This window comes from Amycolatopsis sp. NPDC104819, from assembly GCF_055583145.1.
Map to the genome: position 1 here is coordinate 195,743 of NZ_JBVJON010000004.1, position 23,965 is coordinate 219,707.

The window sequence follows — 23,965 nt, forward strand, 5'->3', positions numbered from 1 at the left end:
GGGTCCGGGCCCCGGGACCGGGTGCGAAACTGGGACCCCGAGAACCCGCCACCGGACAGGACCGCGCCGCGATGACGATCGACCACCCGCTCGACGATCTCGTCCCCGTCGGGGACGGGCCCGTGGCCACCGTGCTCGCCGGGGTCGCCGAAGACGGGCAGAGCGCCTTTGCGCTCAAGGTCTTCCCGGGTCCGCTACCGCGGCGGGTGCGCGCCGAGCTCGAGCGGGAGCTGGCCCGGCTGCGCCCGCTGGCGGCCGGGGCGCCGCTTCTGGCGCCCGATGCCGTCGACGCGCTGCCCGATGGGCGGGTGGCGCTGCGGATGGCCCTCTGCACACAGTCGCTGACCGAGCTCGTCGGCACTGCCGGGCCGCTGGACGGCGAGGACGTGCTCGCCCTCGGCGAGGCCGTCGCCGTCGCGCTGGTGGCCTTGCACGGCGCCGGGATCGTGCACGGCGGCGTGTCCCCGGACAACGTCCTATTCGGGCCGGAGGGCGAACCGCTGCTCGCCGACGCCGGCACGGTGCTGCGCGACGCGTTCGCCGCCGACACCGCCGCGCCGGGGTACCGCGCGCCGGAGACCCTTCGCGCGGCGGTGACCGACGAGCGGGCCGACCTCTACGGTCTCGGCGCGGTGCTCCACTTCGCCCTGACCGGGTACCCGCCGCACGGACGGCCGCCGTCCGGCGACCCCGCCGCGCACGTGCTGCGGATCCTCAACGAACCGGTCCCGCCGCCCGACCGGCCTGATGTCCCGGCTGAGCTGCTCGGCCTGGTGGGGGCGCTGTTGTCGGCCGAGCCGGCGGACCGGCCGATCGACGCCTCCTACGTCGCGGAGCGCCTGGCCGCCGCCGCGGCAGCGCCCGTTCCGACGGCCCCGCCGCCCGAGCGTGCGCTCGTCGCGGTCGCCGGGCCGCCGTCCCCGCCGAAGTCCTCCGGACGGCTGGGGGTGCTCATCACCGTGCCGGTGATGGTCGCCGTCGTCGTGGCGGTCGCGGTGGTGCTCCTGCGTGAAGAGCCGGCGCCGCTCGTGCCGCCGCCCGCTCCCGCCTCGGTCCCCGCGGCGGCGCCGCCCGCCACGCTTGTCCTCGACGCGCCGGTGGACCAGGGGACCGCCGTCGAGCTGACCTGGCACGCCGACGGCGCGCAGCTCCGGTTCGCCGTGGTCGTCGCGGCCGAGGGCGCCGCGGCGACGACCCGCTTCACCGGCCAGGACCGCACGCTGCGGGAGCCGGTGACCCCGGGGCTCAAGTACTGCTTCCTCGTCCAGGCCACCGACGGCGTCCGCACGTTCCAGAGCGCGTCCCGCCCGATCCGCGGCGCGACCTGCAACCGCTGATCAACCCCGGCTGAACAGGGTGCGGGGATCCAGCGCCGCCCGGAACCGCGAGCCCAGGCTCCCGCCCAGACCGGCGCGGACGTCGGCGACCGCGCGCCACGCCGCCGCGGGCTCCTCGCCGACCGGCCGGCCGGTCCACAGTGCACTGTCCACAAGTGACGCCAGCGTGCGGAGCGGGGCCGGGTCCGGGACGAGCCCGGCGTAGTCCCGTACGGTCATCCCGTCGGTCACCGGGAACCGGTGGTCGCGCAGCCGGTCGCGGACCTCTTCGTACGCGCCGAGCACGCTCCCGGCGCCGGGTCGTCGCCGTCGTCGATGAGCCCGTGCGGCCTTCGCGCCGGGCACCCCCGCGAGCACGAGCACGACCAGCGCCCCCAGCCCGGTCAAGATCGTCCCGAGCGGGAACCGGACCTGCGACGAGCCGTCCGCGGCCGGCCCGGACCTGCCCGGGGCGGGAGGAGCGACCGGCGGGTCCCGCAGCTGTGCGGACGGCGCGAGGGACGCCCGGGCCTTCGCGGCGAGAGCGGCCGCACCCGACGGCGCGCCGCTGCCGGCCGCACTGCCGCCGGGGTCCAGCGGCACCCAGCCGACGCCGGCCACCGCGACCTCGGGCCAGGCGAGGACGTCGCCGTTGCGGACGGTGTACCCGCCGCCGGCGTCGCGGCCCGGCGGCGGCCGGTAGCCGACGACCACGCGGGACGGGATGCCGACGCTGCGCGCGAGGACGACGTAGGCCGTGGCGAACTGTTCGCTCGTGCCGCGCTTGGTGTCGAGCAGGAACTCGCGCAGCTGGGGCCAGCCGTGGCCGGTCGGCAGCTCCGGGCCGGTCGCGCGGCGGTAGTTCTCGCGGAAGAACCGTTCGAGCACGAGTGCGCTCTCCAGCGTCGGGCGCAGGCCCCGCACCGCGGTGGTGGCGAGCTCGGTGACGCCGGGCGGGATCGTGCCGAGGCTGCCGAGGCCGCCGGGCGCGGCCGGGTCCACCCGGGAGCCGGTCGCGGCGTCCGGGGCCCACCAGCTCAGCGTGTAGTCCACGGCCTGGCCGGGTGCCTCGGCGAGGAGCGAGCCCTGGTGCTCTTCGACGCGCGGCGCGGTCCCGACCACGGCGGCCGGCGCGGCCTGGCTGGGCAGCCACGGGCCCTGGCCGGCACGCACGGAGAGCGTCGCGGTCTCGCGGTGGACCGGGACGGTGAGCGAACCGGGCGGCGCGAGCTCCCGTCCGAGGCTGCGGTAGTCGTCGCCGGAGTGCCACTCGACGCCGTCGAAGTCGTCGAGGACGGCGACCGGCCACCGGTCGGTGTTCGCCGGGCCATGCACGTCGAACACCGGCTCCGCGGGCCGGGCCAGCCGCGCGGGGATCTCGTCGAGCGGGCTCGCGGTCCGGACGGCGACCGCGGCCGGGCGCCGGTCCTGCAGTGACGGCGCCGGCTGCGACGGCAGGAGCGCGGCGAGCCCCGCGGCCACCAGCGCCGTGGCGCCGAGCGGGACGGCGGCGGCGAGCGTCCGTCCGGAAAGCCGGCCGCTACCGGCGGGCAGCAGCGCGGCCGCCACGCAGGCGCCGTAGGCGAGCGCCGCGAGCAGCGCCGTCCAGCCGGTGGCCGCGGAGAACAGCTGGCTGAGCACCACGACCACGGCGCTCGGCGCCAGCGCCACGAGCGGCCGGCGCAGCCGGGTCAGCAGCTCCACCCCGGCCGTCCCGGTGAGCACGACGAGTAGCGGCACGAACAGCAGCAGTCCCGGCTCGGCCCGGGCCGGCCAGGTCGAGCTCAGCGTCTCCCGCCACGACCCGGTCGCGCCCGCGAGGAGCGCGCGCAGAGTGTCCACAGTGGGCAGTCCGGCGAGCGTGGTCCGGAAGAGCACGGTCTCGATGACGGCCAGCAGGCCTGCGACGGCGAGCAGCACCGCTTGCCAGGTGCGCAGCTCCGGGCGCCGATGACACACTTCGGCCACCAGCGCCAGCACGGCGACCGGCGCCAGCACCGGGAGCAGCAGCTCCGGCAGCCCGAACACGGGCTGGAACAACAGGCCCGCGACGGCGGTGGCGGCGAGCACGGCCAGGCGCGGGATCACGCGACCTCGTTCCACCGCGCGACCGCCTCGGCCGCGGTGCCGGCGCGCAGCACGAGCAACCCGGGGACCGAACGCGCGTTGCCGCCGGCCACGCCGAGCTCGAGCACGAACATCGCGGCGAACGCCGGTCGTAGCGCGGCCAGCGCGCCGGGGTCCGCGGCCGCGGTGACGACGGCGAGACAGCCGCCCCGGGAAGCGCCCCGCAGCAGCGAAACCGGCACCGGGCCCGCGTCCGGCGCGGTCGGCCCGAGCTCGCTCAGCTCGTCCAGCAGGACCCGCAGGGCTTCACCGCCACCGGCGAAGGTCCGGTCCACGCCGCCGGTGGTGACCAGCCGGTTGTGCCGCCCCGCCTGCCCGGCCGCGACCAGCAGCGACGCCGTGAGGTCGACGGCTTCCTCGAACGCGGCGGGCGGGAACACCCCGCGCCGCGTGTCGAGCAGCAGCGTGAACCGGGGCTGCTCGGGGTCGGCGTAGTCGCGCACCATCAGCTGCCCGGTCCGCGCCGAGGCCTTCCAGTGGAGGTGCCGGACCTCGTCCCCGGGCTGGTAGGGGCGCACTTCGAGCAGGTCGGTCGAGCCGCGCAGCGCCTGGTCGGTGACGACGCCTTCGTGGTGGTGGCGCGGGTACCCGGCGGCGGGCGCTTTGGCCGGGTACCGGCGCGGGTGCACCCATAGCGTCGCGGTGTCCCCGGCGGGCAGCTCGTTGACGGCCAGACCCAGCGGGTCGGCGCGGTGCAGCCGCAGCGGGCCGACCTCCTGCCGGCCGCGAACCGACGTCGGCAGCTCGTACTGCAGGGTCCGCGTCACCCCGGGCAGCGACGGCGGCACCCGGACCGTGCGGGTGAAGCGGCCTGCGCGGTCGGTGGCGAAGAAGCCGGGTTGCCGCCCGCGGGACGTCGCGACCAGCCGCGCGAGCGCCGGTTCGCCGCGCGTGACCCTGTCGGGGTGGACCGACCGTGTCACCTCGACCCGCACGCGCCGGAAGGTGAAGAGCGCGGCGGCCGCCAGGGTGCCCAGGCCTGCCGCGCCGAGCCCGCGCAGCAGGTCGAAGCCGAACCATTCCCCGGCCGAGAAGGCGAGGACGGACAGGAGCAGGACGGTCCAGCCGCGCGCGGTCGGTCGCGCGTTCACCGCGTGGTGGTCAGCGGTCCGGGCGCCGGGACCGAGTCCAGCACTTCGCGGACGACGTCGGTGCCGGCCCGGCCGCCGAGCTCGGCCTCGGCCGTGAGGACCAGGCGATGGGCGAGCACCGGCACGGCGACGTCCTTGATGTCGTCGGGGGTCACGTACGCGCGGTCGCCGGTGGCGGCGAACCCCTGCGCGGCCCGCACGAGCGCGATGCTGCCGCGCGGGCTGGCCCCGAACCGGACGGCCGGGTGCTCCCGCGTCGCCGCGGCCAGGCGGGCGGCGTATTCGCAGACGCCCCGGTCGACGTGCACCGCGCGGACCTCCGCGATCGCCGCGGCGACCGTGGCCACGTCCACGACGGCCGGCAGGTCGGCCGGGCTCACCCCGGCGGTGCTGCTCATGATCACGAGGACCTCGGTGGCGAGGTCCGGGTAGCCGACGGTCAGCCGCATCAGGAACCGGTCGAGCTGCGCCTCGGGCAGCCGGTAGGTGCCCGCCATCTCGATCGGGTTCTGCGTGGCCACGACCAGGAACGGCCGGGGCACCTCGTGGCTCACCGCGTCGACGGTGACGCGCTGCTCGGCCATCACCTCGAGCAGGGCCGACTGCGTCTTCGGCGTGCCGCGGTTGATCTCGTCGGCGACGACGATGTTCGCGAACACCCCGCCCGGGTGGAAGACGAAGTCCTCGTCCCGCTGCCGGTACACGGTCACCCCGGTGATGTCGCCGGGGAGCAGGTCCGGCGTGAACTGGATGCGGTGCCACGAACCGCCGATGCTCCGGGCGAGGCAGTGCGCGAGCGTTGTCTTGCCGACGCCGGGGACGTCCTCGAGGAGGAGGTGACCTTCGGCGAAGAGGGCGGCGACGGTGAGGCGCACGATTTCGGTCTTCCCGCGCACGACCCGGCCGATGTTCTCGGCGAGCGCGCGGTAGACCTCGGCTGCGGAGGTGCTCACGAGACTGCTTTCCAGGTGATCGTGTTGGACTTGACGTCGTCGACGGTGATCCACAACTGGCGGCCGACGCCGTAGTAGTAGAAGTAGTCCATGGTGAAGGCGCCGTTCCGGTCGGTCCGCACCCGGCGTCCTTCGTTGCTGTACCCGGGATCGCTGGAGTGCGGCATCACGAGGTAGGTCTTGCCCGGCTCGAACCCGGTCATCCGGATGTGCATCCACCCGCAGTCCGGGATGTCCTCCGGCTCGCCGCAGTTGCGGTTCTCGTCCTCGGTCGGACGGGCGCCCTGCGACAGCGCGATCGCCGGCTTCGGCGCCGCACGGGTGACCGTGGTCGACGCCGCCGCGCCACGGCCGGCGCTGTTTTCCGCCACCACCCGCACGGTGTAGCTCGCGCCGGCGGAAAGCGTGGGGATCGTGGCCGTGCGCGCGGTTCCGGCGGTGTCGAGCGCGCCCGCGCCCGAGCCGTCCGCGAGGGACCACGACACGTGATAGGCGGTCACCGCGGCGCCGTTGGCCGCGGCGGCCGACCACTGGACCCGTGCGCCGGAGCCGGAGACCGTCGCGCGGAGGCCGGGTGGCACCCCCGGCGGGGTGGCCGGCTGGGCGGTGACCGGGGGCGGCGCCGGGCGCCGGGTGGTGCTCGACGGCGGGACCACCGTCTTCGGGGGTTTGGCCGGATCGGGCCGGCCCACCGGTGGTTTCGGCTCCTGCGGCGGTGACGGCGGTGTGTCGGCGGGCGGCGGCGCGACCGGCTGGTCCGAGGCCCGGTCTTCGCCGACCGCGACGTCCCCGACCGAGCCGTCGGGATCGACCACGACGACGTGCTTCCCGCTGTCGCCGTCGACGTAGAGCCGGTCGTCCTGGCCGCGGCTGATGCGCGTGTCACCCGGCTCGGGCGGGATCGCCCGCACGCTGCGGCCGCCGCCGTCCGGGCCGTAGGTGCGCAGGGTGTGGCTGTGCCGGTCGAGCAGCGCGACGGCGTCGCCGGTGGTGGCCGGTGTCGCGTAGTCGCCCGGCGGGACGGCGATCGTGACCGGCGGCGCGGCCGGGCGGTCGCGGGTCAGGCCCGCGGTGTCGACGAGGTGCAGGCGGCTGCCCACCGGGTCGAAGAGCGCGATGCGGCCCGCGGTGTCCGCACCGGCCACCCGGGCCGACGGCGAAACGTCGACGCCCAGGCCGACCGCGGGCTCGAGGCCGCCGGCGCCGACCAGGCTGAAGGTGCGCGCGGTGGTGTCGACGTAGATCGCTTTTTCCCCCAGCAGGGTGAGCCCACCGGAGTGACCGGCCGGCGCGGCCGCCGGGCAGGCGAGCCGGTCGGCCCCCTTGTCCAGGTCGCAGATCGCGCCGTCGGCGGGCCGGTTCACCCACACCCGGCCACCGCGCGCGGCGACCGGCTCACCGAGCGGACCGCCGGCCGGGACGACCGTCATCGCCGGGCCGAGCCGGACGACGGTCCCCGCGTCCCGGTAGACGAGGTAGGGCCCACCGTCCACTTCGAACACGACGGGACGTTCACCGGTAACCGGCGCCGGGACCCCGCCGGTCACCGCGAGATCGGACTTGCCGAACTCCGTGATCCGCGACGGCCCGACGACGTAGGCGCTGGAATCCCCTTGGGCCACCGGAGAACCCGGCGCCAGGTCCGGCACGGCGGCGTTCGCGTCGACCGTCCGGCCCGCGCCGTTGACGTGCGCGACCAGCCCCGAGGTCGCGTTCACGACCCAGTGCCCCGCCGGGGTGAAGGACAGCCCGGCGCCCGGGCTGCCGGCTCCGGTCAGCGCGAGCGTGACGGCCACGGCGCCGCCGGCCGCGACGAGCGCGACGGGCAGCCGCGACCGCAGCCGTCGTCCGGCGACCCGCCCCCTGGCTCCCTCACCCACCCGGGCAGATTAGTCGATCGCGGTACTCCGGTGGTCCATCCGGAGTACATCGGGCTCAGGCTTCCGGCGCCCCGATCGGCAGCACCAGCTCGAAGATCGCGCCGCCTTCCCGGGCGTTGTAGACGCGCAGCTCGCCGCCGTGGGCCTGGGCGACCCAGCGGACGATCGACAGGCCCAGCCCGCTCGAGGAGCCTTCGCCGGAGAACTGGTCGAACGCGGCCTGCGCGCGTCCGGCGTCGACCCCGGGACCGTGGTCGGCCACCGTGACGCGGCCGCCGGCGACCGTGATGTGCACGATCGCGAGCGTGCCGGGTTCGTGGCCGTAGCGCAGGGCGTTGTCGAGCAGGTTCGCCACCGCCCGCTGCACGAGGACCGGGTCGGCCTCGACCTCGGTGGGCGCGGCCGTGAGCGTGACCTGGGCGTCGCCGGCCGGGGTTTCGCGGACGACGGCCGCGACGAGTTCGTCGAGCCGGACCCGCCGCAGGTCGAACTGGTCCGCGCCCGCCGACAGCCGCGCGCGGACGAGGAGCCCGTCGATGATCGCGCCCATCCGCCCGGCCAGCCGCACGGTGCGGGGCAGCAGATCCGTGCTGCGGGCGGGGTTGCGCAGTGCGGTCTCGGCCAGCGCCCGCAGCGCGGCGACCGGCGTGCGCAGGTCGTGCGCGGTCTCGGCGATGAGGATCTCCTGCTGGCGCAGGGCGTTCCCGGCCGGCCGCAGGGCCCGCCCGGCCGCGAAGTACCCGGCCGCGCCGGCGACCCCGACGAGGACGGCGCAGGCGCCGGCGAGCAGCAGCGCGCGCTGGTCGTGGGCGGCGTCCGCCGGGCCGGCGTCGACGGCGGCGACCACCGCGCCGGTGAAGCGGCCGCCGGGCTCGCGGAACGGCTCCGCGTGGACGCGGACCGGCCCGTCGCCGCCGTCGATCGTGGTGGTGAGCTGGGTGCCGGCCGCGGCGGCCCGCCTGGCCAGCTCGGTTAACGCCGGTTCACCGACGGCCACGCAGGTCCGCGCCGACCGGAACGACGCGAAGCCGCCGTCCGCGGCGGGCAGCACGGCGAACTGCGGGCATTCACCGGTCAGCGGGTCGCGCGCCGCGTCGACGGTCACCGCCGCGTTGTCGTAGTGGACCAGCCGGGTCACGGTCGAGGTGACGCGCTGCAGCTGCGCGTCGAGCGCGAGGTCGCGCTGCCGCCCGTCGTCGCGGACCAGGAGCCAGCAGAAGAGGATCAGGCCGACCGCGTTGAACCCGGCGAACACCCAGACCAGCAGCCACCGGACGCGGCCGAGCCGGCTCGCCGAGGAGGCGCTCATCCGGGCAGCCCGAAGCGGTAGCCGCGACCGCGGACGGCGTGGACCAGCTCGGGCGGGCCGAGCTTCCGCCGGATCCGGCGGACGACGACGTCGACGACGTTGGACATCGGGTCGGTGCTGCCGTCCCAGCAGTGCTCGATCAGGTCCGAGCGACTGACGGCGGCGCCGGGGTGCGCCATCAGGAACTCCAGGACCGAGAACTCGCGGGCGCCCAGCGCCAGCGGGGTCCCGCCGCGGACAGCCTCGTGGCGGACGGTGTCGAGCGTGAGGTCGCCGACGCGCAGCACACCGGGGCGCGGGGCCGGCCGCCGGCACAGCACCGAGACGCGCGCGCACAGCTCGGCCATGGAGAACGGCTTGCCGAGGTAGTCGTCGGCGCCGTGTTCGAACCCCGCGACGCGGTCGGCGACGTCGGCGCGGCCGGTCAGGAAGACCACCGGGACGGTCCAGCCGGACTCGCGCCGCTGCCGCACGTACCCGATCGAGTCGCCGTCCGGCAGCACGCGGTCGAACACGACGCACGCGTGCGGGCGCGCGGCGAGGGCGGCGTCCGCGGTCGTGATGTCGCCGGCTTCGCCGACGTCGAAACCGGCGGCGCGCAGGTCGGTCACGACGGCCGCGCGCAGGTCGTCGTCGTCCTCCACCACGAGCACCCGGGTCATCGGGTCCCCCACCCCCTCCTCGTTCCGGCCGATCATGTCATCGAAACGTCATGGAGGGCGGAGCAAGGTGGTTCCCGGAGGCCGCGAGGGGCGGCCGGGGGCAGGAGGAACGGTGCTCTTCCAGGTGCTGGGGCCGGTGGCGGCCCGCGACGCGGACGGCCGGGCGATCGAGCTCGGCCCGGGCAAGCCCGAGCTCGTGCTGGCGAGCCTGCTGCTGCGCGCGGGCGACTGGGTGTCGGTGGACGAGCTCGTCGACACGACCTGGGCCGGGCGCCGCCCACCGCCGTCCGCCGAAGCCAACCTGAAGACCTACATCTGGCGCCTGCGGCGGGTGCTCCCGGCGCCGGACGGCGGCAGCCGCATCGAGCACCGGCCGGGCGCCTACCGGATCCGCGTCGCGGAGTGCGAGCTCGACGCGCGGCTCGCCGCGGACCTGGCCGTCCGCGCGGGGGACGCGCTCGCCGCCGGCGACCACGCGAGTGCCGCCGCGCTGGCCACCGAGGGGCTCGCGCTGTGGCGCGGGCGGCCGTTCGAGGGGGTGACCGGGCGAGCGACGGCCGTGGCGGCGGCGCGGCTGGCCGAGCTCGGCTGGTCGCTGCGGGAGACGCGGGCCCGGGCCTGGCTGGCCGCCGGCCGGCACGGTGACGCGGTCGCGGCCCTGCGCGCGCTGACGGCGGAAGACCCGTTGCGCGAGGGAACCTGGGCGCTGCTGGTGGAAGCGCTCGCGTCGGCGGGACGGCGCGGGGAGGCGCTGGCGGCCTACAGCGACGCCCGCCGGGCCCTCGTCGCGGAGCTCGGTGTCGACCCGGGCCCGATGCTGCTGGCGGCGCACGAGCGCGCGCTGGCCGGCCCGTCGCCGGTCCCGTTCGGCCCCCGCCGCGAGCTGCCCCGGGACGTGCCCGGGTTCACCGGACGCGAGGCGGAGCTGCGGGACGCGAGCGAGGTGCTGGCCGCGCCGGTGCGCGTCGCCCTGGTCGAAGGCATGCCGCGGGTCGGGAAGTCCGCGTTCGTCGTGGCTTTGGCCCACCGGCTGGCCGGGCAGTTCCCGGACGGCCAGTTCCACGTCGACCTGCGTCACGGCGCCGCGACCCCGGCCGAGGTGCTGGACCGGCTGCTGCGCGCGACCGGCGTCGGCGCCGTGCCCGCGGACCTCGGGGAGAGCGCGGCGCTCTGGCGGTCCCGGATCGCCGGGCGGCGGATCCTGCTCGTGCTGGACGACGCGACGGGCGAGGCGCAGGTCGCGCCGCTGCTGCCCGCCGGGTCCACCGCGCTGACCCTGATCACGACGCGGACCGGGGACTGGCACGTCCCCGGCGCGCGCCGGCTGCGGCTGGCGCCCCTGCCGGACCCGGCCGCCGAGGACCTGCTGCGCGCCGGCGCCGGCGACGACCGGCTCGATGCCGACCCCGCGATGCTGCGCGCGTTGCTCGACCTGTGCGGCGGCCTGCCCGGGCTGGTGCGGGCCGCCGCCGACCGGCTCGCCGCGCGCCCCCATTGGCGGCCCTCGGACGTCCTCGCCTGGCTCGACGGCGAAATCGGGCAGGGCAGCGGGTGCGCGGCCGCGCTCGCCTCGAGCGTCCGGCGGCTGCCGGTCGCCGAACGGAAGGTGTTCGCGCTCTGCTCGAAGGGGCAGGTCGACCCGCTGCGCGTGTCGCGGCGGCTCCGGATCGGCGCGCCCGAGGCGCGGCGGCTGCTGGAACGGCTCGTCGACTGCAACCTGGTCACCGCACGCGTCGCCGGCCGGTACACCGTCCACCCGGTGCTGCGCCGGCTGGCGGCCGGGCCACCGGGCGCCCATGTCGCGTGACCGCGTTATCGTTTCCTTTGTGCGAGTGCTGGTGGTCGAGGACGACGAGGACATCCGCGCCGCCGTCGAGTTCACCTTGCGCGACGCGGGTTTCGCGGTCGACGCGGCGGCCGATCTCGCGTCCGCTGACGAGCTGCTCTTCGTGAACTCCTACGACTGCGCGGTGTTCGACCGGATGCTCCCGGACGGCGACTCGCTGCCGTTCGTGCGCGAGCGCCGGGCCGGCGGCTGGACGGTGCCCGTGCTGTTCCTCACCGGGCACGACAGCGTCGCCGACCGCGTCGCGGGGCTGACCGAAGGCGACGACTACCTCGGAAAGCCGTTCGCCGTCGTGGAACTGGTCGCGCGGGTGCGGAACCTTTGCCGCCGGACCGGCGCGGAGACCGCGCTCCCGCTGCGCCACGGCGACCTCGAGCTCGACCCCGGCCGCCACGAAGTGCGCCGCGGCGGCCGTCTGGTTTCCTTGACGGCCAAGGAGTTCGCCGTCCTGCACCGGTTGCTGACGGCCGGGGGCGCGGTGGTGTCCCGGGAGGAGCTCGTCGCGGTCGCGTGGGACGAGCTGGTCGCGCCGTCCTCCAACGTGGTCGACGCGGTGATCGTCCGGCTGCGCCGGAAACTGGGGCCGCCCCCGGTGGTGCACGCCCGCCGCGGCGCGGGGTTCCTGCTCGCCGAAGCCTGATGTACTTGCGCTGTACCGGTGTTGGACGTGCCCGGGCGACGATCTCCCGCGGAAGCAACGGCTCGATTTCCGGGAGCAGAAGATGAGCAAAGCGAACAGGGTGGGCCGGGCCGCGGTGTACGGGATCGCCGGGCTCGCCACCGCGGCGATCGGGGCCACGGCGGCCAACGCGTTCGTGACCGACAGCGGTCCGGCGCCCGCACCGGTCGCGCAGCCCGGCACCCCACCGGCGGTCAAGACGGCTCCGGCGCCGGCGGTGAAGCCGTCGCCCGGGAAGACCGCGACGACGCCGAAGACTGCGACCGCGCCGAAGGCGGCGACAGCGCCTAAGGCCGTCAGCCCGGCGAAGGTGGCAACGCCGACGAAGAAGGTCCGCGTGGCAACCCCCGCGGGACACCGGCCGGCGGCCGCGCCGCACCGGGTGGTCAAGGCCGCCACGGCCCAGGCGAAGCCCGAGCGCAAGCGGTTCGTGGTCCAGGCGGCGGCCAAGCCGGTTGTCCCGGCCGCCGTGGCCGGTCCGGCGGAGAAGGTCCTGGCGCACTCCGAGCAGCGCGTCACGGCGGCCGAGCAGGAGCTCTCGAAGATCAAGGACGATCTGGCGCAGCTGCGGAAGACGCTGCGACCGGACACCCACCACAAGCACGACGCGTCGCACGAACAGGCCGGCCGCAAGAAAGCTGCGAAGCACGAGAAGGCCACTCCCGCGCGGACGGTGCGCAAGCAGGTCGTGCCGCCGCAGCGGCCGGTGCGGGACATCGGCCCGTGCAAGACAGTCCGGACGTCTTCGCAGGGCGTGGGCGCGTCCAGCGCTTCGTCGGCCGTCGTGTGCGGCAACGGCACGGTCCGGGTGGGCTGACACGTGGGCGTCAGCATCGCCGAGCGGCCGAGGTTGTCGCTCCGCGCCGCCCGGGCGCGAGCCGGCCTGTACCGGTCGCCGCGGCTGCCGCGGTACATCGTCGTGCCGGAGTCCGTCTGGCTCGGGCAGCGGGCGGTCCCGGAGGCCGACGACGAACGCGTCGAGACCGCGCCGGTGGAGGAGTACTACTACCGGCACCCCGAGCGCCCGCCGATGAGCCTGGGCGCGGTGAGCACGTTCGGCGGGGTCGTCGGGGCGGTCTTGGCCGGGCTGGCCCCGGGGGTGCTGATCGCCGGGCCGGCCGGCCTGGTCGCCGGGGTCGCGGCCGGCCTGTTCGGCGGCCTGATGGGCCGCGAGCTGGCGGGCGAGCTGTACGAGCGTCGCGCCGGTTGAGGGGCCCGGATGCCGCCCGGACCGGCAACGGTTCCGGCGGCATCTTCCGGCGGTTCCGTTGCCGGTCCCGGCCCCGAGTTGCCGGTCGCCGCGCTCGAGTTGCTGGTCACCGCACTTAAGTCGTGAGCCAAGAGAGTTACTTACAGGTAATCGTCCTTCCTCGTGGGAGCTGCACCTGCTGTGCTATTTCGGTCGGCTCTGTCACAGAGGAGTGACCATGGCTGTTCGCACCCGTAAGTTCCTGCGTCCACTACTGCGGTTGAGCACGGCCCTGGGGGCCGTCGTCCTGTCCACCCTCGGCGTCACGGGCCTCGCCCAGGCCGCCGGGACCGTCTACGCCGCGCTCGGCGACTCCTATTCCTCCGGGACCGGAGCCGGGAGCTACGGCAGCTCCGGGAGCTGCTACCGCAGCTCCAACGCGTATGGGCAGCTCTGGGCCAACGCCCACAGCGGCACGTCGTTCGCCTTCCTCGCCTGCTCGGGAGCGAAGACCGGCGACGTGATCAACCAGGCCAACTCGATTCCCGCGGGGGCGACGCTGGTCACCGTCACCGTCGGGGGCAACGACGCCGGGTTCACCGACGTCATCACCACCTGCACGCTGGGCAGCGACTCGGACTGCGTCAACCGGGTCAACACGGCGAAGACCTACGTCAACAACACCCTGCCGGGGCTGCTCACCAACACCTACAACGCGATCAAGACGAAGGCGCCGGGGGCGCGTCTCGTCGTCCTGTCCTACCCGCGCTTCTACACCGTGCCCGGCTCCTGCTGGGTCGGGCTGAGCGACACCAAGCGCTCGGCGATCAACTCCGGCGCGGACACCCTGGCGTCGGTGCTCCAGCAGCGCGCTTCGGCGGCCGGGGCGACGTTCGTCGACGTCCGGCCGTCCTTCGTCGGCCACAACATCTGCTCGTCGGCGGACGACTACCTGCACAGCCTCACCTGGCCGGTGGTCGAGTCCTACCACCCGACGCCGGCCGGGCAGTCGGGCGGCTACTACGCCCCGCTGCGCGCGGCGATCGGCTGAACCTCACGTCCTGAAGGGCCTCCTCGCGGCCGGCATGTCCGCGAGGGGGCCCTTTGCCGCAATCCGGCGACTGGACACCCACGTTAGCGGTCGCTAACATCGGAGCGGAGGTTAACGACCGCTAACTTCGAGGGAGCCCATGGACACGCCGGCACTGGGGACGTCTGCAGCCCCGGACAGCGAGGCTTACGCCCGCAATGCGACATCGCACGCGGAGCTGGTCGAGGACCTCCGCAAACGTTTGGCAGCCACCCGCCCGGGCGGCCCCGAGAAGTCGCGCACCCGGCACGTCGAGCGCGGCAAGCTGCTCCCGCGCGACCGCGTCGACACACTGCTGGACCCGGGTTCGCCGTTCCTGGAGCTCTCGCCGCTGGCAGCGAACGGACTGTATGACGACGAAGCGCCGTCCGCGGGCATCATCACCGGGGTCGGGCGCGTCTCCGGCCGGGAATGCGTGGTCGTCGCGAATGACGCCACCGTCAAAGGCGGCACGTACTACCCGATGACGGTGAAGAAGCACCTGCGCGCCCAGGAGGTCGCGCTGCACAACAACCTGCCGTGTGTCTACCTGGTGGACTCCGGCGGCGCGTTCCTGCCCAGGCAGGACGACGTCTTCCCGGATCGTGAACACTTCGGCCGGATCTTCTACAACCAGGCGACGATGTCCGCGCGCGGCATCCCGCAGATCGCCGCGGTGCTGGGCTCCTGCACCGCGGGCGGCGCGTACGTCCCCGCGATGAGCGACGAGGCCGTGATCGTCCGGAACCAGGGCACGATCTTCCTCGGCGGCCCGCCGCTGGTGAAGGCCGCGACCGGCGAGGTCGTCACGGCGGAAGAGCTCGGCGGCGGCGACGTCCACTCGCGCCAGTCCGGCGTCACCGACCACCTGGCCGACGACGACGCGCACGCGCTGCGGATCGTCCGCTCGATCGTCTCGACACTCGGGCCGCGCACGCCGCGCCCGTGGGACGTCCTGCCGACCGAAGCGCCGGCCGTCGACCCCGCGGAGCTGTACGGCGTCGTCCCGACCGACCCGCGCACGCCCTACGACGTGCGCGAGGTGATCGCGCGGATCGTCGACGGCAGCCGCTTCGGGGAGTTCAAGAAGGAGTACGGCTCGACGCTGGTCACCGGGTTCGCGCGGATCCACGGCCACCCGGTCGGCATCGTCGCGAACAACGGCGTCCTGTTCGCCGAGTCCGCGATGAAGGGCGCGCACTTCATCGAGCTCTGCGACAAGCGCTCGATCCCGCTGCTGTTCCTGCAGAACATCACCGGCTTCATGGTCGGCAAGGCGTACGAGGCCGGCGGCATCGCGAAGCACGGCGCGAAGATGGTCACCGCCGTCGCCTGCGCGCGGGTGCCGAAGTTAACGGTCGTTATCGGCGGCTCGTTCGGCGCCGGGAACTACTCGATGTGCGGCCGGGCGTACTCGCCGCGGTTCCTCTGGATGTGGCCGAACGCGCGGATCTCGGTGATGGGCGGCGAGCAGGCGGCGTCGGTCCTCTCGACGGTCCGGCGCGACTCGATCGAGGCGCGCGGCGGCGAGTGGTCCACCGAGGACGAAGAGGCCTTCAAGGACCCGATCCGCGAGCAGTACGAGGCCCAGGGGAGCCCGTACTACTCCACCGCGCGGCTGTGGGACGACGGCGTCATCGACCCGGCCGACACCCGCACGGTGCTAGGTCTCGCGCTCTCCACCGCGGCCAACGCGCCGCTGTCCGATGTCAACTACGGCGTCTTCCGGATGTGAGCATGTTCGACTCAGTGTTGGTCGCCAACCGCGGCGAGATCGCGGTCCGGGTCATCCGCACGCTGCAGGCCCTCGGCATCCGCGCGGTCGCCGTCTACAGCGACGCGGACGCCGACGCCCGGCACGTCCGCGAGGCGGACACGGCGCTGCGCATCGGGCCCGCGGAGGCCGCCCGCAGCTACCTTTCGATCCCGGCCATCGTGGCCGCCGCGGTGTCTTCCGGCGCGCAGGCCGTGCACCCGGGATACGGCTTCCTCGCGGAGAACGCCGAGTTCGCGCGGGCCTGCGAAGCCGCCGGGCTCGTGTTCATCGGGCCGCCGGTCGGCGCGATCGACGCCATGGGCGACAAGATCCGCGCCAAGGCGACGGTGTCGAAGGCCGGGGTCCCGGTCGTGCCCGGCGCGTCCGATGTGGACATCCCGGCCGGCGGGTTCGCCGAGGCCGCCGCCGGCGTCGGGTACCCGTTGCTGCTCAAGCCGTCCGCCGGTGGTGGCGGTAAGGGCATGCGGCTGGTCCACGGTCCGGACGAGCTGGACGCGGCCATCGAGTCCGCGCGGCGCGAGGCCAAGGGCTCGTTCGGCGACGACACACTGCTGATGGAGCGGTTCGTCACGACGCCGCGGCACATCGAGATCCAGGTGCTCGCCGACACGCACGGGAACGTCATCCACCTCGGCGAGCGTGAGTGCAGCCTGCAGCGGCGGCACCAGAAGATCATCGAGGAAGCGCCGTCGGTGCTGCTCGACGAGGCCACGCGCGCCAAGATGGGGTCGGCCGCGGTCGAGGCCGCGCGCTCGGTCGGCTACGTCGGCGCGGGCACCGTCGAGTTCATCCTCTCGGCGCACGACCCGGACGAGTTCTTCTTCATGGAGATGAACACCCGGCTTCAGGTCGAGCACCCGGTGACCGAGCTGGTCACCGGCCTCGACCTCGTCGAGTGGCAGGTCCGGGTGGCGGCGGGGGAACACCTGTCCGTCGCGCAGGACGACGTCGTCCTGAACGGGCACGCCGTCGAAGCCCGGGTGTACGCCGAAGACCCGGCGCGCGGGTTCATCCCGACCGGCGGCACCGTGCTGGCGGTGCACGAGCCGTCCGGCGACGGCGTCCGCGTCGACTCGTGGATGACGCGCGGCGCGGTGATCGGCTCCAACTACGACCCGATGCTGGCCAAGGTCATCGCGTGGGGCCCGGACCGTGCGTCCGCGCTGCACCGGCTCGACCGCGCGCTGGCCGACACGGCGTTGCTGGGCGTCGGCACCAACACCGCGTTCCTGCGGGGCCTGCTGGCCGACACCGACGTCCGCGAAGGGCGTCTCGACACCGAGCTGGTCGACCGCCGGCTGTCCACTTTGGTCTCTTCGGACGTCCCGGCGGAGTTCTTCGTCGCCGCCGCGCTGGACCGGCTGCTGGAGCTGCAGCCGTCGGGGTCCGTCGTGGACCCGTGGGATATCCCGGACGGCTGGCGGATGGGCGGTTCCGGCGGGGTCACGTTCCGGCTGAAGTCCGGCCAGGCCACGGCCGTGGTCTGGGTGCAGGGCACGCCGTCGGCCGCGGTCGTCCAGGTCGACGACACCGCGCCGGTGGAGGTCTCCGCGCGTCGCGAGGGTGACGTCCTGGAGGTCCGGCAGGCCGGCGGGTTCCACCGGTACCGCCAGGCCTGCGGTCCGGACCGGACGGTCTGGCTGGCACGCGACGGGCAGAGCTTTCCCTTCGGAGAGCAGGAGTTCGTGCTCTCGGCGCGCGGTGAGGCCGCGGGCGCCGGGCCGGTCACCAGCCCGATGCCGGGCACGGTGCTCGTCGTCAAGGTCGCCGCGGGTGACGTCGTGAAGGCCGGGACGCCGTTGCTGGTCGTCGAGGCGATGAAGATGGAGCACACGGTCACCGCGCCGATCGACGGTGTGGTCAGCGAACTTCCCGTCCGGGCGGGCCAACAGGTCGCGCTCGACGAAACCCTTGCCGTAGTCACGCCCCAAGAGGAGCAGCAGTGATCGACTTCCGCCTGGACGAGGAGTACGAGTCCCTCCGCAAGACGGTCGAGGACTTCGCGCACGCCGAGGTCGCGCCCGTGATCGGCGAGCTGTACGAGAAGGAAGAGTTCCCGTACGAGATCGTCGCGAAGATGGGCGAGATGGGCCTGTTCGGCCTGCCGTTCCCCGAGGAGTTCGGCGGCATGGGCGGTGACTACTTCGCGCTGTGCCTGGCGCTGGAGGAGCTCGCCCGGGTCGACTCGTCGGTCGCGATCACCCTGGAGGCCGGGGTTTCGCTCGGCGCGATGCCGATCTTCCGCTTCGGAACGCGGGAGCAGAAGGAAAAGTGGCTGCCGTCGCTGTGCGAAGGCACGGCGCTGGGCGGGTTCGGCCTGACGGAACCGGGCGGCGGCTCGGACGCGGGCGCGACCCGCACGCGTGCCGCGATGGACGGCGACGAGTGGGTTGTCAACGGCAGCAAGGCGTTCATCACGAACTCGGGCACCGACATCACGAAGCTGGTCACGGTCACCGCCGTCACGGACGTGATGGAGAACGGCCGCAAGGAGATCTCGGCGATCCTCATCCCGTCCGGCACCCCGGGCTTCGGGGTCGCGCCGAAGTACTCCAAGGTCGGCTGGAACTGCTCCGACACGCACGAACTGTCCTTTTCGGACGTCCGCGTCCCGGTCGAGAACCTGGTCGGCGTGCGGGGCCGCGGTTACGCCCAGTTCCTGTCCATCCTGGACGAGGGCCGCGTCGCGATCGCCGCGCTGTCGGTCGGCCTGGCGCAGGGTTGTGTGGACGAGTGCCTGCAGTACGTGAAGGACCGCGTGGCGTTCGGCAAGCGGATCGGCGAGTACCAGGCGATCCAGTTCAAGATCGCCGACATGGAGGTCCGCACGCACACCGCGCGCCTGGCCTACTACCAGGCGGCGTCCAAGATGCTGCGCGGCGAGCCGTTCAAGAAGGAGGCGTCGATCGCGAAGCTGGTGGCGTCCAACGCGGCGATGGACAACGCGCGCGACGCGACGCAGATCTTCGGCGGGTACGGGTTCATGAACGAGTACCCGGTGAGCCGCTTCTACCGCGACGCGAAGATCCTCGAGATCGGCGAGGGCACGAGCGAGGTCCAGAAGATGCTGATCTCGCGCCACCTCGGAGTCGCCTGAAAGCGGCCCGCGCATGCCCGCCGTCCGGTAGACAAGGGGCATGGACAACACCGTCATCCGATCGGGTGACTCTGGGGACGTCGGCACGTTGCTGCGCTTCTTCGACGAAGCCGTCGAATGGCTGGTCGCGCGGGGCAGCTCCGGGCAGTGGGGCACCGAGCCGTGGAGCGGTGTCCCGAAGCGCGTCGAGCGGGTCACGGGCATGGCCGCCGACCCCGGCCTGCGGATCGCGATGGTCGACGGCGAGCCCGCCGGCGCGCTGATCGTCTCCGAAGAGCACGACCCGCACGTGCCCGCCGTCGACGAGCGTGAGCTGTACGTCCGGTTCCTCATCACGTCGCGGCGGTTCACCGGCCGGCGCGTCGGCGCGCGCCTCATCGAGTACGCGCTCGACGAGGCGCGGCGGCGCGGCATCGACCTCGTGCGCGTCGACTGCTGGGCGGGTGGCGACGGCGCCCTGCAGCGCTACTACGAGGGCCAGGGCTTCAAACCGACTGTCCGGTTTTCCGTGGACGAGTGGGTCGGCCAGGTGCTGGAGCAACGCGTCGGGTAGCGCGATCGGGTTTCGCGAGCGACACTGTTGACGCGGTGCCAACAGACGAAGGAGTCGCCATGGCCGAGACGCTCGCGGGCAAGGTCGTCGTCATCACCGGCGGCGGGCAGGGGATCGGCGCGGCGACCGCGTCGGCGCTGGCCCGCCTGGGCGCGCGGGTGCTGATCGGCGACCTCGACCAGGTCCGCGCCGAGAAGACCGCCGGGGAGCTGGGCGCCGAGGCGCTGCCGCTGGACGTCACCGACACCCGCGGCTTCACGGAGTTCCTCGATGAGGTCGAGCGCCGCCACGGCCGCATCGACGTGCTGGTCAACAACGCCGGGATCATGCCGCTGGGCCTGCTCGAAGAGGAGAGCGACGCGACCACCCGGCGTCAACTCGAGATCAACCTGCACGCGGTCATCCACGGCACGCGCGAGGCGGCGAAGCGGATGCGGCCACGGCGCAGCGGGCACATCGTGAACGTCGCGTCGTTCGCGGGCAAAGCGGGCTTTCCGGGCGCGGCGACGTACTGCGCGACCAAGCACGCCGTGGTCGGGCTGTCCGAAGCGGTGCACCTGGAGCTGCACGGCACCGGCGTGCACGTCTCGTGCGTGATGCCCGCGATCGTGCGGACGGAGCTCGCGAGCGGCCTCGGCGAGGCGAAGCTGTTCAAGTCGGTGCGCGCGGAAGACGTCGCCGACGCCATCGTGGCGACGGTGCGGAAGCCGCGGTTCGACGTCTTCGTGCCCCGCTCGTTGGGTCCTATGGGCAAACTCACGGGACTGCTCCCGCGGCGAGCCGCCGAAGCGCTCGCGCGAGCCCTGAAGGCGGACCAGCTTTTGGCTTCAGCGGCCCATTCCCCGGCTCGCGCGGACTACGAGGCACGCGCCGCGGAGAGCGCTCCCGGGACGGCCCCGGAGTAACTCGGACGGCCTAGCGTCTGTCCGAATTGGACGGGGCGGGTGTTGAGTCCACCGGCCTGACCCGGCAAGATTGGCGGGAAGTGCCCGGGGGACGTCCAGGAGGACCGAGAAATGGCTTCACCGCCCGCACGGCTGGCCGCCGCGGCGTCGAACGTGGTCGGCAAGGTGCTGCACGGCGGCGTCGCCGACCTGCGCCCGATGCCGCGGGTGCTGATCGACCAGGGCCCCAACCGCTCGGTGTACCGGATGACGCACAGCGGCGGCTCGGTGTCCGGGCCGCCGGTGCTGCTGGTGCCGCCGCTGGCCGCGCCGGCGATCTGCTTCGACCTGCGGCGCGGCTGCAGCCTGATCGAGCACCTGGTCGAGGACGGGCGCAACGCCTACCTCGTCGACTACGGCATGGTCGCCTTCTCCGACCGGCGCCTCGGCATCGAGCACTGGATCGACGAGGTGCTGCCGCGCGCGATCCGCAAGGTCAGCGCCGACAACGGCGGGCAGGCCGTGCACCTGGTGTCGTGGTCGCTCGGCGGGATCTTCTCGCTGCTGGTGAACGCCGACCAGCCGGACCTCCCGATCGCGTCGATCACCGCGATCGGCTCACCGGTGGACTTCACGGCGATCCCGATCGTCGCGCCGTTCCGCCCGCTGGTGGACCTCACGGGCGGCCACCTGCTGACGCCGATCTACCGGGCGTTCGGCGGCGCACCGTCCTATTTGGTCAGCCGCGTGTTCCGCGCGACGGGCATCAGCAAGGAGATCACGAAGCCGATCGCGATCCTCTCGCACCTGGACGACCGCGACTACCTCGCCCAGATCGAGGCGGTCGACCACTTCATGAGCAACATGTACGCCTACCCGGGCCGCACGTTCGGCCAGCTGTACCACCGGTTGTTCCGCACGAACGACCTGGCGGAGGGCAAGGTGGACCTCAACGGCCGCATCATCTCGCTGTCGTCGGTCCGCGTGCCGACACTGGTGGTGGCGGGCGAGAACGACACGATCGCGCCCCGGCCGTCGGTGGAGCGGGTCGTGGAGCTGCTGGACAAGGCGCCCGAGGTCCGCTTCAAGACGGCCCCGGGTGGTCATCTTGGTGTGCTGACCGGCCGCAAGGCCCGCGGCACGACGTGGCGTTACCTGGACGAATTCCTCGACGACCAGACCTCAGCCGACTAGGTCGATCTCGAACGGCTCCGCCGCGCTGTAGCGGACGTCGGCCCACACCGCGCCGGGCAGTTCGTAGCGCCGGTGCGACGTCAGCTTCGCGTCGTAGCCCGCTCTTTGCGCGGGGTCATGGCCGATGCCCGTGTGGTCCGAGCCCCACGCCAAGATGCCCGGCACTCACATCGGCCGCACGGTGCCGTCGCCGCCCAGCCGCGGCCGGACGACCACCGCCGCTCCGGCGCCGCCGGAGAGGAAGACGCGGACGATGTGCTCGCCGTTGTCCGGCGGAGTGACGGTGACGCGCTCCAGGATCTCGACCTCCGCCCGTCCGACGGGCCCGGCGCCCGACGGGTTGGCGGCCCGCTCGCGAAGCCACGCGGTGTCGATGCCGACGGGGTCGATCTTGCGGCCGGGCGGAACGCAGACGTCCTTGTGCCCGGCGTAGCGCTCGACGCCGCGAGACATGTACCGAAGCAGCGCGCCGACCAGCCTCGGATAGGCGTCCAGCTGCGCTTCGGTCCAGACACCGGCGCCCGCGGACTCCGCTTCGATGCCGAGGAACTCGTCGTTGAGGTCGTAGAACCCGAGCCACTGCGACGCACCGGCGTGGTACGCGCACCCGGCGGCGACAACGTAGATCGTCCCGCTGCGGCCGAGCCCGAGGTTGCACAGCGGCCCGGCGAGATCGGGGCGGCCGTGGGTGACGATGCCGAGCGAGGGGTAGTCCCCGGGCGCGGAATCGGCGGTGGCGGTGTGGTGCCCGACCACCCCTTCGACGACGCGCATCCCGCCGTGCCCGCGCGTCTGCCACCCGGCGACCTCGACTACGGGATAGCCGGTGCTGCGGGCGGCGTCGACGAGCCAGGGGACGTACAGGGCTCAGCCCTCCAGCGCGTCGTAGGCGCCGGCGTCCGCTTCGGGCGCGTCATGGGCGGCGATCCGGGCTGCAAGCGCGGCGCGGGCTTCTTCGAGAGTCTTGGGCTGCTGCCGATCGGCGTCCCAGCCTTCGGCGTCCCACTCTTCGGGCGTCTTGATCGGAGTGACGTCGCCGGGCTCGTACACCATGGCGACCTGGGTCTCGACGGGTTCGGTCACGATCGGCCTCCGGACCGCGAGAGTACCGGAGGCCGACCGCCCACCGCTCATTTCAGTTCGGCGCTGGACTTCCCGAGGATGCGCCTCGCGACGATCAGCTGCTGAATCTGCTGAGTCCCCTCGAAAATGTCCAGGATCTTCGCGTCCCGCGCCCACTTCTCGAGCAGTGACTCTTCGCCGTAAGCGCCGGTTAACTCGACGCACTTCAGCGCGATCTCCACCACCGAGCGGCCCGCCTTGGCCTTCGCCATCGACGCCTGCAGCGAGTTCGGCTTGCGGTTGTCGGCCATCCATGCCGACTCCAGCGTCAGCAGGTACGCCGACTCGTAGTCGGCCTCCAGGCGCAGGAACTCGGCCGCCGCCGCGTGCTGGGTGTTCGCCGGGCGGTCGTAGTCGATCGTGACGCCGGCTTCGGACAGGATGCGCCGCGTCTCCTCCAGCGCCGCCCGGGCCACGCCGATCGCCATCGCCGCCACCAGGGGGCGCGTGTTGTCGAACGTCTGCATGACGCCCGCGAAACCCTTGGCGGTGTCGATCTCCGGCGTGCCCAGCAGGTTCTCCGCCGGGACGCGGCAATTCTCGAAGCGCAGCACCGCCGTGTCGGAGGCGCGGATGCCGAGCTTGTGCTCGACGCGCACCACCTCGAAGCCCGGCGTGCCCTTCTCCACCACGAACGACTTGATCGCCGCGCGGCCCTTGGTCTTGTCGAGCGTCGCCCACACGACCACCGCGTCGGCGCGCTCGCCGGACGTCACGAAGATCTTCTCGCCGTTCAGGACGTAGTGGTCGCCGTCGAGGCGGGCCGTCGTGCCGACCGCCGCCGAGTCCGAGCCGAACGCGGGCTCGGTGATCGCCATCGCCGCCCACATGCCGGAGAAGCGCTCGAGCTGCTCGTCCGTCGCGACCGAGCCGATCGCCGCGTTGCCGAGACCCTGGCGCGGCATCGACAGCAGCAGGCCGACGTCACCCCAGCACATCTCGATCGTGCCGAGGACGACGTTCAGGTTCGCGCCGTTGCGGTTGCCCTTCTCCTTCTCGTCCTTCGAACGCCGCACGCCCGCCGCGCCCGCGCCGCCCTCGCCGGAGGAGTTGAGGCCGTCCAGCAGCGCCGCGAACATGTCCAGCTCGGCCGGGTAGGTGTGCTCCGCGCGGTCGTACTTGCGCGAGATCGGCCGGAACACCTCGGCCGCGGCCTGGTACGCCTGGTTGATCAGGGCACCGGCCTTCTTGGGAGCTTCCAGGTTAATCATCGTTAA

22 protein-coding genes are annotated in these 23,965 nt (G+C 73.6%); 12 read left to right on the forward strand and 10 right to left on the reverse strand.

The window, feature by feature from the left end; translation table 11 throughout:
* The first annotated feature begins 71 nt into the window (after positions 1-71).
* Complete coding sequence (locus ACZ63E_RS13710) at positions 72-1,337, forward strand: protein kinase domain-containing protein (RefSeq protein WP_465336261.1); 1,266 nt, start codon at positions 72-74, stop codon at positions 1,335-1,337.
* Here ACZ63E_RS13710 and ACZ63E_RS13715 read toward each other — a convergent pair whose 3' ends face one another.
* Genes ACZ63E_RS13715 through ACZ63E_RS13740 form a run of 6 tightly spaced genes read right to left on the reverse strand, consistent with a single transcriptional unit; the run spans position 1,338 to position 9,374 of the window.
* Entirely contained in the window at positions 1,338-3,404 is a 2,067-nt protein-coding gene (locus tag ACZ63E_RS13715) for a transglutaminase TgpA family protein (protein WP_465336262.1), read from the reverse strand.
* Positions 3,401-4,534 carry a DUF58 domain-containing protein gene (locus tag ACZ63E_RS13720; protein WP_465336263.1) on the reverse strand — a complete coding sequence of 378 codons (1,134 nt, stop codon included), beginning with the start codon at positions 4,532-4,534 and terminating at the stop codon, positions 3,401-3,403. The genes ACZ63E_RS13715 and ACZ63E_RS13720 overlap by 4 nt, the downstream gene beginning before the upstream one ends.
* On the reverse strand, positions 4,531-5,487 hold the full coding sequence (locus ACZ63E_RS13725) for an AAA family ATPase (protein ID WP_465336264.1): 957 nt from the start codon (positions 5,485-5,487) through the stop codon (positions 4,531-4,533). Before ACZ63E_RS13725 ends, ACZ63E_RS13720 begins: the two co-directional genes overlap by 4 nt.
* The gene (locus ACZ63E_RS13730; RefSeq protein ID WP_465336265.1) at positions 5,484-7,367 is read right to left on the reverse strand and encodes a fibronectin type III domain-containing protein; all 1,884 of its coding nucleotides are present in this window, start codon (positions 7,365-7,367) and stop codon (positions 5,484-5,486) included. The genes ACZ63E_RS13725 and ACZ63E_RS13730 overlap by 4 nt, the downstream gene beginning before the upstream one ends.
* A 55-nt stretch (positions 7,368-7,422) precedes the next feature.
* Positions 7,423-8,676: a sensor histidine kinase gene (locus ACZ63E_RS13735; RefSeq protein WP_465336266.1), complete on the reverse strand. Its 1,254-nt coding sequence runs from the start codon at positions 8,674-8,676 to the stop codon at positions 7,423-7,425.
* Entirely contained in the window at positions 8,673-9,374 is a 702-nt protein-coding gene (locus ACZ63E_RS13740; RefSeq protein WP_465336267.1) for a winged helix-turn-helix domain-containing protein, read from the reverse strand. Before ACZ63E_RS13740 ends, ACZ63E_RS13735 begins: the two co-directional genes overlap by 4 nt.
* Positions 9,375-9,450: 76 nt before the next feature.
* Here ACZ63E_RS13740 and ACZ63E_RS13745 point away from each other — a divergent pair, with 76 nt between their 5' ends.
* The 11 genes from ACZ63E_RS13745 to ACZ63E_RS13795 all read left to right on the forward strand — a co-directional run bounded on the left by ACZ63E_RS13745 (position 9,451) and on the right by ACZ63E_RS13795 (position 21,626).
* A complete protein-coding gene (locus ACZ63E_RS13745; protein WP_465336268.1) occupies positions 9,451-11,145 on the forward strand; it encodes an AfsR/SARP family transcriptional regulator in 1,695 nt (564 codons plus the stop codon).
* Positions 11,146-11,164: 19 nt separating this feature from the next.
* A complete protein-coding gene (locus tag ACZ63E_RS13750) occupies positions 11,165-11,824 on the forward strand; it encodes a response regulator transcription factor (protein WP_465336269.1) in 660 nt (219 codons plus the stop codon).
* Between the two features lie 82 nt (positions 11,825-11,906).
* Entirely contained in the window at positions 11,907-12,680 is a 774-nt protein-coding gene (locus ACZ63E_RS13755; protein WP_465336270.1) for a hypothetical protein, read from the forward strand.
* Positions 12,681-12,683: 3 nt separating this feature from the next.
* Positions 12,684-13,073, forward strand: a complete 390-nt coding sequence (locus tag ACZ63E_RS13760; protein WP_465336271.1) for a hypothetical protein — start codon at positions 12,684-12,686, stop codon at positions 13,071-13,073.
* Between the two features lie 217 nt (positions 13,074-13,290).
* Positions 13,291-14,103, forward strand: coding sequence for an SGNH/GDSL hydrolase family protein (locus ACZ63E_RS13765; RefSeq protein WP_465336272.1), 813 nt, complete (start codon positions 13,291-13,293; stop codon positions 14,101-14,103).
* Between the two features lie 139 nt (positions 14,104-14,242).
* Positions 14,243-15,856, forward strand: a complete 1,614-nt coding sequence (locus ACZ63E_RS13770) for a carboxyl transferase domain-containing protein (RefSeq protein ID WP_465336273.1) — start codon at positions 14,243-14,245, stop codon at positions 15,854-15,856.
* A gap of 2 nt (positions 15,857-15,858) precedes the next feature.
* Positions 15,859-17,844 carry an acetyl-CoA carboxylase biotin carboxylase subunit gene (locus ACZ63E_RS13775; RefSeq protein WP_465336274.1) on the forward strand — a complete coding sequence of 662 codons (1,986 nt, stop codon included), beginning with the start codon at positions 15,859-15,861 and terminating at the stop codon, positions 17,842-17,844.
* A complete protein-coding gene (locus ACZ63E_RS13780; RefSeq protein WP_465336275.1) occupies positions 17,841-18,995 on the forward strand; it encodes an acyl-CoA dehydrogenase family protein in 1,155 nt (384 codons plus the stop codon). The genes ACZ63E_RS13775 and ACZ63E_RS13780 overlap by 4 nt, the downstream gene beginning before the upstream one ends.
* Before the next feature lie 40 nt (positions 18,996-19,035).
* Positions 19,036-19,548: a GNAT family N-acetyltransferase gene (locus ACZ63E_RS13785; protein WP_465336276.1), complete on the forward strand. Its 513-nt coding sequence runs from the start codon at positions 19,036-19,038 to the stop codon at positions 19,546-19,548.
* Positions 19,549-19,607: 59 nt separating this feature from the next.
* Entirely contained in the window at positions 19,608-20,453 is an 846-nt protein-coding gene (locus tag ACZ63E_RS13790) for an SDR family oxidoreductase (protein WP_465336277.1), read from the forward strand.
* A gap of 111 nt (positions 20,454-20,564) precedes the next feature.
* Positions 20,565-21,626 carry an alpha/beta fold hydrolase gene (locus ACZ63E_RS13795; protein WP_465336278.1) on the forward strand — a complete coding sequence of 354 codons (1,062 nt, stop codon included), beginning with the start codon at positions 20,565-20,567 and terminating at the stop codon, positions 21,624-21,626.
* On the opposite strand, the gene ACZ63E_RS13800 is transcribed toward ACZ63E_RS13795, so the two are convergent.
* From ACZ63E_RS13800 to ACZ63E_RS13815, 4 genes are all read right to left on the reverse strand, one after another.
* The gene (locus ACZ63E_RS13800) at positions 21,615-21,791 is read right to left on the reverse strand and encodes a hypothetical protein (RefSeq protein WP_465336279.1); all 177 of its coding nucleotides are present in this window, start codon (positions 21,789-21,791) and stop codon (positions 21,615-21,617) included. The genes ACZ63E_RS13795 and ACZ63E_RS13800 overlap by 12 nt on opposite strands.
* A complete protein-coding gene (locus ACZ63E_RS13805; RefSeq protein ID WP_465336280.1) occupies positions 21,792-22,400 on the reverse strand; it encodes an N-acetylmuramoyl-L-alanine amidase in 609 nt (202 codons plus the stop codon). It lies immediately after the preceding gene.
* A gap of 93 nt (positions 22,401-22,493) precedes the next feature.
* A complete protein-coding gene (locus tag ACZ63E_RS13810) occupies positions 22,494-22,709 on the reverse strand; it encodes a hypothetical protein (RefSeq protein ID WP_465336281.1) in 216 nt (71 codons plus the stop codon).
* Between the two features lie 47 nt (positions 22,710-22,756).
* Entirely contained in the window at positions 22,757-23,959 is a 1,203-nt protein-coding gene (locus tag ACZ63E_RS13815; protein ID WP_465336282.1) for an acyl-CoA dehydrogenase family protein, read from the reverse strand.
* Positions 23,960-23,965 lie beyond the last annotated feature (6 nt).